Source organism: Pseudomonas sp. GW458-11-26-14-LB4, from assembly GCF_059423925.1.
The window spans coordinates 33105-47309 of record NZ_JBWKYU010000005.1 but is presented as its reverse complement, the minus strand read 5'-3'; the positions used below and the strand labels follow the sequence as shown (position 1 = coordinate 47309).

General features: G+C 60.1%; 16 protein-coding genes and 1 pseudogene. 11 read left to right on the top strand and 6 right to left on the bottom strand.

What is annotated here, in order from left to right:
• Nucleotides 1-35: 35 nt before the first annotated feature.
• Complete coding sequence (locus AC07XZ_RS08480; protein ID WP_007951149.1) at nucleotides 36-413, bottom strand: hypothetical protein; 378 nt, start codon at nucleotides 411-413, stop codon at nucleotides 36-38.
• A 197-nt stretch (nucleotides 414-610) separates the two neighbouring features.
• Between AC07XZ_RS08480 and AC07XZ_RS08475 the strand changes: the two genes are divergently transcribed.
• The 3 genes from AC07XZ_RS08475 (at nucleotide 611) to def (ending at nucleotide 2472) form a co-directional block, all read left to right on the top strand.
• Entirely contained in the window at nucleotides 611-802 is a 192-nt protein-coding gene (locus tag AC07XZ_RS08475) for a CsbD family protein (protein ID WP_102687273.1), read from the top strand.
• Between the two features lie 177 nt (nucleotides 803-979).
• Nucleotides 980-1930, top strand: a complete 951-nt coding sequence (locus AC07XZ_RS08470) for a YihY/virulence factor BrkB family protein (RefSeq protein WP_039766115.1) — start codon at nucleotides 980-982, stop codon at nucleotides 1928-1930.
• Between the two features lie 2 nt (nucleotides 1931-1932).
• Nucleotides 1933-2472, top strand: a complete 540-nt coding sequence (gene def / locus AC07XZ_RS08465; protein ID WP_085745175.1) for a peptide deformylase — start codon at nucleotides 1933-1935, stop codon at nucleotides 2470-2472.
• Here the strand turns inward: def and AC07XZ_RS08460 are convergent, their stop codons facing one another.
• Nucleotides 2473-2892, bottom strand: a complete 420-nt coding sequence (locus tag AC07XZ_RS08460) for a GNAT family N-acetyltransferase (RefSeq protein ID WP_102687274.1) — start codon at nucleotides 2890-2892, stop codon at nucleotides 2473-2475.
• A gap of 337 nt (nucleotides 2893-3229) precedes the next feature.
• Here AC07XZ_RS08460 and AC07XZ_RS08455 point away from each other — a divergent pair, with 337 nt between their 5' ends.
• The 6 genes and pseudogenes from AC07XZ_RS08455 (at nucleotide 3230) to AC07XZ_RS08430 (ending at nucleotide 8561) form a co-directional block, all read left to right on the top strand.
• The gene (locus AC07XZ_RS08455) at nucleotides 3230-4171 is read left to right on the top strand and encodes a fatty acid desaturase (protein WP_102687275.1); all 942 of its coding nucleotides are present in this window, start codon (nucleotides 3230-3232) and stop codon (nucleotides 4169-4171) included.
• A gap of 7 nt (nucleotides 4172-4178) precedes the next feature.
• Nucleotides 4179-4970, top strand: a complete 792-nt coding sequence (locus AC07XZ_RS08450; protein ID WP_102687276.1) for a phosphate/phosphite/phosphonate ABC transporter substrate-binding protein — start codon at nucleotides 4179-4181, stop codon at nucleotides 4968-4970.
• Nucleotides 4971-5096: 126 nt separating this feature from the next.
• Entirely contained in the window at nucleotides 5097-5642 is a 546-nt protein-coding gene (locus tag AC07XZ_RS08445; protein ID WP_085745171.1) for a sigma-70 family RNA polymerase sigma factor, read from the top strand.
• Nucleotides 5639-6652, top strand: coding sequence for an ABC transporter substrate-binding protein (locus AC07XZ_RS08440; protein WP_085745170.1), 1014 nt, complete (start codon nucleotides 5639-5641; stop codon nucleotides 6650-6652). Before AC07XZ_RS08445 ends, AC07XZ_RS08440 begins: the two co-directional genes overlap by 4 nt.
• Before the next feature lie 589 nt (nucleotides 6653-7241).
• Nucleotides 7242-8012 (top strand): annotated as a pseudogene (locus tag AC07XZ_RS08435) (PAS domain-containing protein); the annotation flags it as partial.
• A 9-nt stretch (nucleotides 8013-8021) separates the two neighbouring features.
• On the top strand, nucleotides 8022-8561 hold the full coding sequence (locus AC07XZ_RS08430) for a methyl-accepting chemotaxis protein (protein WP_371320920.1): 540 nt from the start codon (nucleotides 8022-8024) through the stop codon (nucleotides 8559-8561).
• A gap of 57 nt (nucleotides 8562-8618) precedes the next feature.
• On the opposite strand, the gene AC07XZ_RS08425 is transcribed toward AC07XZ_RS08430, so the two are convergent.
• From AC07XZ_RS08425 to AC07XZ_RS08415, 3 genes are all read right to left on the bottom strand, one after another.
• Nucleotides 8619-9185 carry a hypothetical protein gene (locus AC07XZ_RS08425; protein ID WP_085745168.1) on the bottom strand — a complete coding sequence of 189 codons (567 nt, stop codon included), beginning with the start codon at nucleotides 9183-9185 and terminating at the stop codon, nucleotides 8619-8621.
• Between the two features lie 153 nt (nucleotides 9186-9338).
• The gene (locus AC07XZ_RS08420) at nucleotides 9339-10760 is read right to left on the bottom strand and encodes an MFS transporter (RefSeq protein ID WP_085745167.1); all 1422 of its coding nucleotides are present in this window, start codon (nucleotides 10758-10760) and stop codon (nucleotides 9339-9341) included.
• A gap of 125 nt (nucleotides 10761-10885) precedes the next feature.
• Nucleotides 10886-11326, bottom strand: a complete 441-nt coding sequence (locus AC07XZ_RS08415; RefSeq protein WP_102687278.1) for a PACE efflux transporter — start codon at nucleotides 11324-11326, stop codon at nucleotides 10886-10888.
• Nucleotides 11327-11447: 121 nt separating this feature from the next.
• Between AC07XZ_RS08415 and AC07XZ_RS08410 the strand changes: the two genes are divergently transcribed.
• Nucleotides 11448-12320: a LysR family transcriptional regulator gene (locus AC07XZ_RS08410; RefSeq protein WP_102687279.1), complete on the top strand. Its 873-nt coding sequence runs from the start codon at nucleotides 11448-11450 to the stop codon at nucleotides 12318-12320.
• Nucleotides 12321-12386: 66 nt separating this feature from the next.
• Here the strand turns inward: AC07XZ_RS08410 and gntR are convergent, their stop codons facing one another.
• Complete coding sequence (gene gntR / locus AC07XZ_RS08405; RefSeq protein ID WP_102687280.1) at nucleotides 12387-13418, bottom strand: HTH-type transcriptional regulator GntR; 1032 nt, start codon at nucleotides 13416-13418, stop codon at nucleotides 12387-12389.
• 216 nt (nucleotides 13419-13634) lie between these two features.
• Here gntR and AC07XZ_RS08400 point away from each other — a divergent pair, with 216 nt between their 5' ends.
• On the top strand, nucleotides 13635-14168 hold the full coding sequence (locus tag AC07XZ_RS08400) for a gluconokinase (RefSeq protein ID WP_007951121.1): 534 nt from the start codon (nucleotides 13635-13637) through the stop codon (nucleotides 14166-14168).
• Nucleotides 14169-14205: the final 37 nt, after the last annotated feature.

Below are 14205 nucleotides of genomic sequence, written 5' to 3'. Positions count from 1 at the left end.
AGGGCTAGGGTGAGGGGGGAGGGGCCCCCGAAATCTTACTGGCGGAACGGCGCGAAGTTCACATTGGTGCCCGCCGGGCGCATGTCCTGCAGGTACGAGTCCTTGTCGGCGCTCAGTTCCAGGCTCAGGGCCGCCTTGCGCTTGCCTTCGTTGCGGATCACCAGGCCTTCGAGTTTCTCGCGCAGGAACACGGTTGGCACTTTCAGGTGCAGCAGTTCGTCGGTGGCCGGGGTGTGCATCAACAGGTGAATCCACTCGTACTGACCGATGGCCAGGCGCGACACCGGCAAGTCGAACCACCAGATGTTGCGGTTGCGGTTCAGTTCGGCGAAGTGGCAGTTGTTGGTGCCGAGCACGGCACCGCCCAGTTCCTGGTTGCGACGGGCGATGGCCTGCTTTTTATCGAGTTTCATAACATTCCTGCGGGATCGGTTCTGTGGCGCATGGCGCCCTTATGGTGGGCATTCTCGGGGGTACGCTCGCAAACATAAAGCCCAACCTGCACGCCGCGACGAAATGAAGCCGTGAAAATAAATGAAACTTGGCGCAAACCGGGCCAGTCAATCATTACGTACTGACTTTCCCCGTTAATGTTCCAAGGAGAATCACCATGGGTAGCACGAGCGATAAAGTGAAAGGCATGGCCAACGAAGCCGTCGGCAACATCAAGCAAGGTGTCGGCAAAGCCACCGACAACACCAAACTGCAGGCCGAAGGCAAAGTGCAAGAGAAGAAAGGCGAGGCCCAGCAAGCGGTGGGCAAAGCCAAGGACGCGGTCAAGAAAGGCGTCGACAAGGCTTGATAGAGCCTTGAACGAAACAACGAAGCGGCCATCCAAGGATGGCCGTTTTCGTGTCCCGTTCATATGCGGTCACGGATCACAGTGTTTCAAAGTCGCCAAGTAAGCTACTTTGATGAGAGAAAAACGGCCCCTGAGTCGCCACGACTTCAACCTGTTTTGCGGCGAAAGGAGACGCGAATGATTTTTCCGGACATGAAAGGTCTGCCCCTGCACCGGGTGATGGTGCGCACGGTCACTGAATTCGTCGACGACGAGATGTCGACCTATGCCTCGGCACTGGCCTACCAGATGCTGTTCTCGCTGTTCCCGTTCATTCTGTTCCTGATTGCCCTGATCGGCTTCCTGCACCTGCCGGACTTCTTCTCCTGGCTGCGCCTGCAATCGGAGCTGGTGTTGCCGCCCCAGGCGCTGGAACAGGTCAATCCGGTGATCGATCAACTGCAGCAATCCAAGGGCGGCCTGCTTTCGGTGGGTATCGTCATCGCCCTGTACACCGCGTCTGCCGGCGTGCGCCTGATGATGAGTGCGATGAACGCCGCCTACGACGTGGTCGAAGGACGGCCCCTGTGGAAGCGCTTCCCGCTGTCGATCATCTACACCGTCGGCATCGCCGGCATGTTGCTGGTCGCCGCTGCGCTGATGGTGCTCGGTCCGCAGGTGATGGGCTGGATCGCCGCGCAGGTCGGGCTGGAAGAAGTCATCGTCACCTTGTGGACGATCGCCCGCTGGCCGGTGATCGTGATCCTGATGATGGTGGCCGTGGCGCTGATCTACTACGTGATGCCAGACGTCAAACAGGAGTTTCGCTTCATCACCCCGGGTTCGGTGCTGGCGGTGGTGGTGTGGATCATCGCGTCCCTGGGGTTCGCGTTCTACGTCAAGACATTCGCCAACTACAACGCCATGTATGGCAGCATCGGTGCGATCATCGTGCTGTTGCTGTATTTCTACATTTCCGCCGCCGTGTTGCTGCTCGGCGCGGAGATGAATGCGGTAATCGAACATATGTCCAGCGAGGGCAAGGATTCGGGCGAGAAAGTCCCCGGCGAACTCGATGAACATCCCAAACAACACGTTTCCGGCCTAGGGCGCGATCACTCGCTCAAGCCGAACACTGACGAAGCCTGATCATGATCCGTGAAATCCTGAAGATGGGCGACGAACGCCTGCTGCGCATCGCCCCGCCAGTGCCCGCCGAAATGCTCGACAGCCCGGAACTATGGCAACTGATCGACGACATGTTCCAGACCATGGAAAGCGTGGGCGGGGTCGGCCTGGCCGCGCCGCAGATCGGTGTCGACCTGCAACTGGTGATCTTCGGTTTCGAGCACAGCGAGCGTTACCCGGACGCCGAAGCGGTGCCGCAGACGATCCTGATCAACCCGCTGATCACGCCGCTCAGTCCGTTGATGGAAGAGGGTTTTGAGGGCTGCCTGTCGGTGCCTGGCCTGCGGGGCGCGGTGGATCGTTATCAGCAGATTCGTTACGAAGGCGTCGATCCGAAGGGCGAGCCGATTGTGCGTGTGGCTTCGGGATTCCATGCGCGGGTGGTGCAGCATGAGTGTGATCACCTGATTGGGCGGCTGTACCCGTCGCGCATTACCGATTTCAGCAAGTTCGGTTTCACCGAGGTGATGTTTCCGGACCTCGACCCCGACGCCGACGACTGACTAGTCCGCGCGCGGTGCCAGCTCCATGGCAATCATCGGTTTGCTCCGCGCATAACGGCTCAAGCGCTCGGCCATGGCCTGGGGCAGGGCGGGGTCGAAGGTGAAGGCGCGTCGCTCGTAGAAACCGCGCAAGTCCGGGTGGCAGAACAGCCACACCGGCGCCTCGACGCCCTTCACCGCTTCGGCAATCAACTGCGCGGCAATGCCCTGTTCGCGACAGGCCGGATCGACGAACAACCCGGTCAGCCAATGCCCGCCGAACACCGGCCGCAGACACAGCGCCGCCACGATTTCCTCCCGCCGCGCCACCCACAATCGCGCTTCGCGCACCGCTTTCATCGACGATTGATGCTGGCGGTAGAACTTGTTCATCAAGGGCCAGGACAGGTCGTCGAGCTGGCTGTAACGGATGTCGGTCATGAATCGGACTGCCGGTGCAAAAGCCGCGGATTATAAAACAACGTGCCCGCCGGGATAGGTGTATACCTGATCTCACATCCCCTCTGAGTGGAGTACGCATCATGTCCAAAGGTATGGATTCGAAGAAAGCCGCGAAGAAGAAACCGGCCAAGACCGCCATCGAAAAACGCCACGAGAAAAGGGCGAAGAAAGTCGACATCTTTGGCCATTGATCACGCCGTTCGGGAGCCCGGATACGGGCTCCTGTCTTGTCCTAGAAAACAGCCTGAAAAAATAATCTGCAAGAATTTCCGTTGTCGTTGCACAGAAGGAATGGACTCCTCTTCCGAGCAACGCCATGGCCCATTACTTTGACGATCAGCATCGTCAGCAAATCGAAACCCTGCGCCAGCGCTTCACCGCCCGCACCGAGTGGCCGACCTGGCTGCTGCTGGTCGGCGTGTACGGCGGCTGGTTTGCGATTGTGCTGGGCAGCGAATGGCTTGGCCTCTGGTGGAGCACGCTGCTGCTGATTCCGTTGCTGGTGTTGTGGCTGTCGGCTCAGCACGAATTGCTCCACGGACATCCGACGCGCTGGACCTTCGTCAACAAAATCCTCGGCTATGCGCCGTTTGCGGTGTGGTATCCGTACACGCTCTATCGCGACAGCCATTTGCAGCACCATCGCGACGAAGACCTGACGATCCCCGGTGTCGATCCCGAAAGCCGTTATCTGAGCGCCGAACGCTGGCAGGGCAGTTCGCTGTTCGAACGCAGCCTGCACTGGCTGAACAAAACCGTATTGGGCCGCTTCATTCTTGGCGCGCCGCTGGCGTTGCTGGCGCTGGCCGGCGAAGAACTGCAACGCCTGAAAAACCGTGAACGCCAGGCCTGGCTGATGTGGCTGACCCACGGTGCCCTGACCGTACTGATGCTGTTTTTCATCGCCCGCTACAGTGTGTTGCCGGTCTGGCATTACCTGTTTTTGATCAGCGTGCCGGCGCTGTCGATCGCGATGGTTCGCTCCTACTATGAACACCGGCCGCACACGCAACCGGAGCAGCGCACGGTGCTCAACGAAGCCGGATGGCCGTGGCGCTGGCTGTTCCTGAACCTGAATTTCCATCTGGTGCACCACGATTTGCCGAAGCTTTCGTGGTACGACTTGCCCGAGGCCTACCGCATGCGCCGGGAACAATGGGTGGCGCGCAGCGGCGGATTTCTGGTGCAAGGTTATGGCCAACTGTGGCGCCGGCACGGCATCAAGCCGATCGACAGCCCGCAGCATCCGTTTATTTGAGGCCACCATGACGTCAGGTTACGCAGAGCTGTTGATGTACATCGCACCCGAGCCGATCCGCGCGGCGAACGAGCAGTGGCTGGCGCGGATCCTCGAACACCTCGGCCGTTCGCGGCTTGATGCCGACGGTCAGTCGTTGCTCGAACTCTGGCGTTCGCCTGAGTTGTTGCTGACCCAGACCTGCGGCTATCCGCTGATGACCGCGCTGCGTGGGCAGGTGAGGATTGTTGGCCGTCCGCGCTACGAATTGCCGGACGCCAGCGCCGGCAACCATTGCAGCCTGATCCTCGCCCGCGCCGATGATCGGCGTCGCAATCTGGCGGAGTTCTACGACAGTCGCGGGGTGATCAACAGCGAAGACTCCAACAGCGGCATGAATCTGTTGCGTCAGCGTCTGGCGCCGTTGCACCGGGACGGCCAGTTTTTCGCCTCGGTCGGCATCAGTGGCGGTCATCGCGAAAGCCTGCGCTTGTTGCGCGAAGACCACGTCGATCTGGCGGCCATCGACAGCGTGACCTTTGCGTATCTGGCGCAGTACGCCGCCGCAGAGGTCAGCGGATTGCGAATGGTGGCGCGCAGTGCGTTCAGCCCAACCTTGCCCTTCATCACCGCTGCCAGCACGACGGACCAGCAGATTGAACATCTGCGCCGGGCCATGAACCGCAGTCTTCAAGACCTGCCCGATGTGGCCCGCACCCTCGGTTTGCCCGAAGTATTGCCCGCCAGCGAAAGCGATTACCTCGTCTTGCTGGATTACCAGCGCGAGGCCGAAGAACTGGGTTATGGCCGCTTGCGTTAGCGGCTTCTTGTAATTCACTAATGGAATATAAAAATTCTTTTTAAGTATTTTTAACGCATAAGGCACCTTGCTAGGATCGCGCCACCGGACGACCGGACATCAGCGACCCTTTACCAAGGAGCCCCCATGTCCGGCGCCGACTCATCCCATCGCAATCATGTGAACACGTTGTTTCGCGACCATTACCAGTGGTTGTGCACACGTCTGCGTCGGCAATCGAATGATGCGGCCACGGCCGAAGACATCGCCGCCGAAACCTTCGCGCAACTGCTCGAAGCGCCGGGGCTGACCGCCATTCGCGAACCCCGCGCCTTGCTCACCACCATCGCCCAACGTCTGCTGTATGAGCGCTGGCGGCGGGGCGATCTGGAGCGTCGGCATCTGCACCAACTGCAACAAGGTGACCTCGATCACGCGCCGTCTCCCGAAGAACTCGCCGACCTGTCGCAGAGCCTCAAGCACCTGGACCGGACACTCCGGCGCCTGCCAGGCAAGGTGCGCTCGACCTTTCTGCTGGCGCGCATCGACGGCCTGACCTACCCGCAAATCGCTGCCGAACTGGGCATCTCCCAGCGTTCGGTGAGCCTGTACATGACCCGTTCCCAGGCCCTGTGCAACCGCCATAGCGCCAACCAAACCCTGATTTCCTCCCAGAACAAGAGGTCCGCATGAGATCGATCAAAACCCTGCTCGGCAGTTCGCTGCTGGCCCTGACCCTGACTGCCGGGCACGTCGTGGCAGCGGAAAAAACCGCGCCGATCCACTTCGGCGACATCACCTGGGAAAGCGGCAGCTTCATCACCGAAGTGCTGCGCCTGATCGTCGAAAAAGGCTACGGCTACCCGACGGACACGCTGCCGGGCAGCACCGTCAGCCTGGAAGCGGCGCTGGCGAAAAACGATATTCAAGTGATCGGCGAAGAGTGGGCCGGGCGCAGTCCGGCGTGGGTCAAGGCTGCCGCCGAGGGCAAAGTGTTCGGCCTCGGTGACACGGTGAAGGGCGCCACCGAGGGTTGGTGGGTGCCGGAGTACGTGATCAAGGGCGATCCCGAGCGCGGGATCAAACCGCTGGCACCGGAGCTGAAATCGGTGGCCGACCTGCCGCGCTACAAGGATGTGTTCAAGGACCCGGAAGACCCGAGCCGTGGGCGCTTCCTCAACAGCCCGACCGGCTGGACCTCGGAAATCGTCAACAGCCAGAAGCTCAAGGCGTATGCGCTGAACGACACCTTCGTCAACTTCCGCACCGGCTCCGGCGCGGCGCTGGATGCCGAGGTGGCGTCGTCGATCAAGCGCGGCAAACCGGTGCTGTTCTACTACTGGTCGCCGACGCCGCTGCTCGGTCGCTTCAAACTGGTGAAGCTGGAAGAGCCGCCGTTCGACGCCGAAGCCTGGAAAACCCTGGCCGACGCCAACAACCCCAACCCGAAAGGCACCCGCTCGATGCCGGCGAGCCTGGCGATTGGCGTGTCGGCGCCGTTCAAGGCGCAGTATCCGGAGCTGGTGACGTTCTTTGAGAAAGTCGATTTGCCGATCGATCTGCTGAACCAGACCCTGGCCGGGATGAGCGAGAAACGCCAGCAACCACGGCAGGTGGCCGAGGCGTTCCTGCGCGATCAGCCGCAAGTGTGGAAGCCTTGGGTGCCGGGTGATGTGGCAAACAAGGTGAGCGGGAGTCTGTAGTTCGTTTCTGATATTTCTGTAGTGCTGCACCGATACCATCGCGGGCAATCCCGCTCCCACAAGGTTCTGCGCGATGTTCAAGCCTGCGTGGTACCTGTGGGAGCGTGGCTTGCCCGCGATGGCGTTCGACCAGACAAAACTTTTTTGCGCTGAACCGTTTCTCGTCCGCTTCCTGTCCGAATTCCCTCAGTACTGGCCGACTAGTGGCCTTGCGCAAGGCTTCGTGCTGTCTATGCTCATTCATAACTAACTATGTCGAACGCCATCCAATGCGCTACGGCCGCTAGCGGTTACCGATCTCAAAGCTGCCAGAGTGCGCAATCCAAGGCACCGACACTTGACCGACAAGGAGCTGTTTTTTAAATGGAAGTTCTTCTGCATGTTAGGAATGGCCCGCCCGCGGGCTATCAAGAGAAGGATGTCTTGATTAGAGCGTCGTCGCATGGACTCTCCGATTAATCATCGTTTATCACCTGACAACTTCCTCCCGTGGAGGAAGGCGTGTGCCTGTTCTGTGGAACGTAGTGGTGGATTCTGAAAGACCTGAACTTTCATCAAATCAAAAGAACGCGCGGAAGGTGATCGAGACATGTTCAACCTACATCACAAGGCTGATCTGCAGGAAATCGAACGTTTCAGTTGTGCCCTGACCGAAGCCAACGCCAAGCTGGCGGCGATCAGCCGTTCGATGGCAATGATCGAATTCACCCCCGAGGGCATCGTTCTGGATGCCAATGAAAACTTCTGCAAGACCATGGGCTACAGCGCCGATGAAGTGCGTGGCAAACATCACCGGATCTTTTGTGAAGAGGAGTTTTATCGCAGCGAGGAATACGCCAAGTTGTGGCGTGACCTGGCCCGTGGCGAACCCATCAGCGGGACTTTCCTGCGCTTGAACAAAAGCGGTCGGGAGATCTGGCTCGAAGCCAGTTACATGCCGGTGTATGGCCCGGACAAACAGGTCCGCAGTGTGATCAAAGTGGCGTCGGACATAACGGCGCGCGTGAACAAGGAAAAGGAAGAAGAAAGCATGCTCGCTGCCATCGGCCGGTCGATGGCAGTGATCGAGTTCACTCCGGAAGGCAATGTGATCACGGCCAACGACAACTTCCTCAAGACCATGCAGTACTCGCTCAACGAAATCGTCGGCCATCACCACAGTCTTTTCTGTCACCGGGTCGAGGCCGAGTCCGCGCAGTACAAGGCGTTCTGGGCGTCGCTCAATCGCGGCGAATATCACTCGCACCGCTTCGAGCGCAAGAACAAGTCCGGGCAGACCGTTTACCTGGAAGCGTCGTACAACCCGCTGTTCGACGCCAAGGGCCGGCTGTACAAAGTGGTGAAGTTCGCCAGTGACATCACCCACCAGATGACCACCTTGCAGACTGCTGCGGAATCGGCCCACAGCACTTCGGTACAAAACGATGCCTGCGCGCAAAAAGGCTCACAGGTCGTGCAGCAAACGGTGCAGATCATTCAGGACATTTCCCGCGACCTCAACGAAGCGGCGCTGAGCATCGATGCCGTCAGCAAGCAGTCGGACATCATCGGCACCATCGTTCAGACCATTCGCGGAATTGCCGACCAGACCAACTTGCTGGCGCTCAACGCGGCCATCGAAGCGGCGCGGGCGGGTGAGCACGGGCGCGGTTTTGCGGTGGTGGCAGACGAAGTGCGCAGCCTCGCGGCACGGACCAGTCAGGCGACCCTGGAGATCGTCGATGTGGTGCGCAAGAACCACGAGTTGTCATTAAGCGCAGTGTCGAGCATGCAGTCGAGCCTGAGCCGCACCGGGCTCGGGGTGGAACTGGCGAACGAGGCGGGGGATGCGATCCGGGAGATTCAGCAGGGCTCGCGGCATGTGGTGGATGCGATCAGTCAGTTCAACGAGACGTTGCAGTTGAACTGACGGTTTCACGGCTGAAAAAAGGATCCCCGTGGGGATCCTTTTTTATTGCACCGCTTTTCAGAGCGAAGCGAGGAACTTGTCAGCCGACTCGTCGCTGATCTTCGCCGAGTTGGCATCTTGCTTGTTCTGCTTCTCGGCTTCGGCCAGCTTCATCTTGTCCTGCAGTCGCTCGGCGATTTCTTTGCCGATGGCCAGTTGTTTCTCCGGCGGCATGGCTTTGATGTCGTCTTCGGTCAGACCCATTTCCTTGAGGATACTGTCGCGCAGACGCTGTTCCGGCGTTTTGCTCATGTAGTCCTTGAACTCGTCCAGGGCCGATGAGCCTGAGGATTTGCTCGGCGAAGTATCGGAGGTTTGCAGGGCGACACGGGTCTTGGCGAACGCTTCGTCGACGTTGTCGCTGATACGCGTGGCTTCGCTGACTTGCTGGGTCGCCAGTTGGGTGGCCGATTCCCGCACTTTGGCGGTGGCTTCGGCGGTTTGCGCCTGGGCCTGGTTTTGCAGGGTTTGCAGCATCGCGCCATGCAGACCGCCTTGCAGGCCGGCCGCGGCCGTGGCGGTTGCATCGTCATTCAGCGGCTTGGGCAGGTGAATGATTTGCTGTTGTTTTGCACTGACCAACATGATGAAAGGACCTGTAGGTAATGACTGTCAGCCCTAGGGAGCAATTACCATGCCTATCTAATAAGTTCTTTTATTTCAATGGCTTGTGGTTTTTTGTGAACCGGCAAAGCGGTCATCCCTTGCCGGAGGGCGGCAGAGGATGACCGTTGTCCGTCAGCGATGGGCGATGTTTTCCAGCGCCAGGTTACGGGTGCGAGGGCCGAAATAGCCGATGGTCAGCATCACGATCAACATGCTGGCGACGATGAACGCCAACACGCCCGGTGTGCCGAAGTGGTCGAGGAACAAACCGATCAACAGGCTGCTGAACACCGTCGACAAACGACTGAACGAATAGCAGAACCCCACCGCCCGGGCGCGGATGTTGGTGGGGAACAGTTCGCTCTGATAGGAGTGGTAACTGAAGCTCAGCCAGGCGTTGCAGAAGGTGATCATCACACCGCAGAAGATCAGGCCGAAGGCGCTGGTCTGCAGTGCGAACAAGGTGCCGAAGGTCATGGCGCCGAGGGCCGAGCCGACGATCTGCCATTTGTTCTCGAAGCGGTTGGCGAATTTGACGAACAGCAGCGGCCCGAGCGGGTAGGCGAGGGTGATGATGAACGCGTACATCAGGCTGTGAGTGACGCTGACACCCTGACCGGAGAGCAACGCCGGCAGCCAGTTGCCGAAGCCGAAGAAACCGATGGCCTGGAAGATGTGGAAGACGATCAGCATCAGCGCGCGACGCCGGTAAGGTGGCTGCCAGATATCGGCGAAACGGCCCTTGCCTTCGACGTCGACGGCTACCGCTTCCGGTGCATCCAGTGGCTGGTGGTGGTCCTTTTCGCAGCGCGCCTCGATGCCGTCGAGAATCCGGTTCGCCTCATCGAAACGGCCATGCTGGGCCAGCCAGCGCGGCGACTCCGGCAGACGCTTGCGCAGCCACCAGATGAACAGCGCAAACACCGCGCTCGCCAGCACCACCCAACGCCAGCCGGACACCCCGAACGGCGCCTGCGGCACCAGCCACCAGGACATCAACGCCACTGCCGGTACCGACAGGAACTGCACGAAAAATGCGAAGGCAAACGCCGAACTACGCATGCGCTTGGGCACCAGTTCCGAGAGATAGGCGTCGATGGTCACCAGCTCGATGCCGAGGCCGATGCCCACCAGAAAACGCATGCAGATGATCCCCAGCGCCGAACTCTGCACGCCCATCAGCACCGTGGCCACGGTGTACCAGACCAGCGCGAAGGTGAAGATCGCCCGTCGCCCGAAACGATCCGCCATCGGGCTGAGCAGGCTGGCGCCGAGAAACAGGCCGAGGAACGTCGCCGAGGCAAACGCAGCCTGATCGGAGAAACCGAACACGCCCTGATTGCCGGTGGCGAAGATGCCGTCGTGGATCAGCCCGGGGCTGATGTAGGCGGTCTGGAACAGGTCGTAGAGTTCGAAGAAACCACCGATCGACAACAGCGCCACCAGCCGCCAGATCGTGGCGACGGCCGGAAGGCGGTCGATGCGGGCGGAAATCTCGGCGGCGCGTATCGGGTCGATACCGTCGCGTTGCGCGGCGGGGGCGTGTGCAGTCATGGGCTGATCCATTTTTTATTGATGGAAAAGCTTAGCCTGCTATCGGAAATCAAGGATTGTTTATATCGGTGGTTGGCGCGGTAAAACCGCCGATTTCTTGCAATATCCGCTTACCAATTAACGATTTATGTCGCGGGCGCCGGATCGGGCAGCGCAGACGCTGGCAAGCCGAATACCCGGTCGAACAGCCAGTTGAACGCGAAGGTGTAGCAAGGGATGAACACGATCAGCGCCAGGTCCAGCAAGAAGGCTTGCACCAGACTGATGTTCATCCACCACGCGATCAGCGGAATCAGGAATACGATCAGCGTCAGCTGGAACCCGACGGCGTGGGCGATGCGCCGTTTCACCGTGCGGGTGCGTGACACCTGGCGGCTTTCCCAGCGCTCGAACAGCGAGGTGTAGATGAAGTTCCAGGTCACGGCGATGGTGGTGATGATCACCGCCAGCGGACCGGTGCTGCCGGGCGATGTGCCGGACAACAGGGCGAGGCCGAGGGCCGAGAAGGTCATGCCGATCACTTCATAGAGCGACACATAGACCAGTTTGCGTTTGACGCCTTGCATGGGGAATTGCCTCTTTCTTGCGACTTGTGGCCAATGGGACTGGCGAAGGCGACGAAAGATAGCTTCAATATAGATGACAGAAAAAGTCAGTAGCTTTCAGTTTTATTGATAGGTGTGCGAATTGAATTTCAACAGTGAAAGCATCGAGCTGTTTCTCGCCGTGATCGAACGCGGCTCGTTTTCCGCCGCTGCGAGGGCATTGGGCAGAGTCCCGTCGGCGGTGAGCATGGCGATCGGCAATCTGGAGGCGGAACTCGGTTACTCGCTGTTTGATCGCAGCCATCGCGAGCCGCAACCCACGGCGATGGCATTGTCGCTGGTGCCCCATGCGCGGTTGATCGCCGATCAGCTCAAGCAATTGCAGGTGCACGCGGTGCAGTTGTCGCTGGGACTGGAGAGCAAGTTGTCGATCGGCGTGGCGGCGGATATCGACCGGCGGCGGTTGCTGGCGGCGATCAAGGACCTCAGCGAGCGCCATCCACTGCTCGACATCGAAGTGCTGACCGCGCCGCAAGATGACGTGCTGGCGATGCTCCATAGTGGCCGGGTCAGCGTGTGTCTGGCGTTCGCCGGGTTGAGCGTGAATGTGCTGGAGCGTTTTCAGTTTGTCGGCAGTGAGCGGATGATCGCCACGCTGGCGGCGGACAGCCCGTTGTTGCAGGGGCAGGATCTGTTTCTTGAGGACCTGGTGCATGTGCGGCAGATCGTCGTCGGCAGCCGCGACTTGCCGATCAGCGAAACCCGGTCGCTGGTAGCCGAATCCCACTGGCGCACCGATAACCTGGAAACGGCACTGGAGATGGTCGAGGCAGGGTTGGGTTGGGGCAATTTTCCGCTGTCGGTGGTGCAGCCGTGGCTCGATAGCGGACGGCTGAAACGGTTGAACTTCCGCAATATCGAAAACGGCCTGGTGCTGCCGGTGCACGCGGTGTGGCTCAAGAGCCAGCCGTTGCAGAAGGGGGCGCTGGCGCTTGTTGAAATACTCGGCCGGTGATCGTTCCCACGCGGACGGTTCGACGCTTCGACGTGGGAACGATCAACAGGTTATTGCCGTGCGGGGTCAGGTGCTCTCGCGAATCTTCAGCTCGAACCCCATGTCTTCGACCGGCCGCGCCACGCTATTGCCGGCCATCAGCGTCAGCATCTGCTCCGCCGCTCGCTTGCCGATCGCTTCGCGGGGCGTGTTGATGCTGCTCAGGCGCGGCACCATGTGTTCCGACATCGGCAGGTCGTTGAAGCCGAGGATCGCCACTTGCTCGGGGACCCTGATCCCGTTGCGCAGCGCTTCGAGCAGGGCGCCCTGAGCCAGGTCGTCGTTACCGAAGAAGATCGCATCGACATCCGGATGCGCCGCCAGCAGTTGCAGGAACAACTCGCCGCCCAGGCCCACGGACGATGAACGCGGGGTCAGCACTTCCAGATCCGGGTCGTAGCGACCGGCCTTCTGTAGCGCTTTGCGAAAGCCTTCGCCACGCAGCAGGGTGCGCTGATCGAGCTGCGCGCCGATGTACGCCAGACGCTTGCGGCCACGGGACAGCAAATGTTCGGCAGCCGTTTCCCCGGCGCTGAGCTGGGAGAAACCGACGCAGTTCACCCCGGCCGCGCTGTCCAGCTCCATCATGTACACGCAGGGAATGTTGCTGGCCTCGATCATCCGCCGCGAGCTTTCAGTGCGGTCGAAGCCGGTGAGCAGCAAACCGCGTGGCTGATAGGCCATGTAGTTGCGCAGCAGGTTTTCTTCTTCATCGCGGGAATAGTGGAAGTTGCCGATCAGCACCTCGAAACCTTTGGGCGTCAGTACCCGATGAATGGCTTCCAGGGTGTCGATGAACAACAGGTTGGACAGCGAAGGCACCAGAACCACCACCGAATGGCTCTGGGCCGAGGCCAGAGCGCGGGCGGCGGGGTTGACCACATAGTTGAGTTCCAGCGCGGCTTTCTGGACTTTCTCCACCAGTTCGGTGGCAACCGTGCTGACCCCACGCAGGGCGCGCGAGGCGGTAATCGGGCTGACGCCGGCCAGACGGGCGACTTCATTGAGGGTGGGACGGCCGGTGGTGCGGGTGTTTTTATCGTTTTTAGGGGTGGTCATCGGGCGGCTTGCCAAACAAAAATCAAGGCACTAAGGTAGCGCTGTCCTTATGCAGCTGCAAATGCGTAAGCGAGGTCCTGCCTGATCCTCGCTTTTTGGCGTACCGACAAAACCTGCTGCAACCCAAAAAAACGACAAGAAGGCGTCGGCAACTTCTGCCTGTGCACTAGAGTCATAGCTAGCAAAGGTAGCGCTGTCTGCGCGCTGAGGTGTTACATGAATCATCCCATCACCGCCCTGGTCATCATGGGCGTTGCCGGTTGCGGCAAGACGTGCGTCAGCGAGGCCCTGTGCCAATTGAGCGGCGCCACTGCCATTGAAGGCGATACTTTCCATCCGGCCGCGAACATCGAAAAGATGAGCGCGGGGATCCCCCTGAATGACGAAGACCGTGCCGGCTGGCTCGACAGCCTGTGCGATGAACTGCGTCGCGTCGATGCCCTGGGCGAACGCCCGGTGCTGACCTGCTCGGCCCTCAAACACATTTACCGCGAACGTCTGCGCAGCGCCTTGCCGGGCCTGGGCTTCGTGTTCCTCGAATTGACGCCTGAAGTGGCCGCCGAACGTGTGTCCCACCGTCCGGGCCATTTCATGCCAGCCACTTTGATCGAAAGCCAGTTCGCCACCCTCGAATCGCCCAAGGGCGAGCCGTTGACCCTGGCCCTGAATGCTTCGATCCACAGCGTTGAAGAACTGGCGTCGCAAGCCCACGTCTGGTGGCAGGCCCATGGCCTGAAACAGGCGGTATGAGTGTGATTGCGAAGATAGCGCTGTCCATGCGACTTCT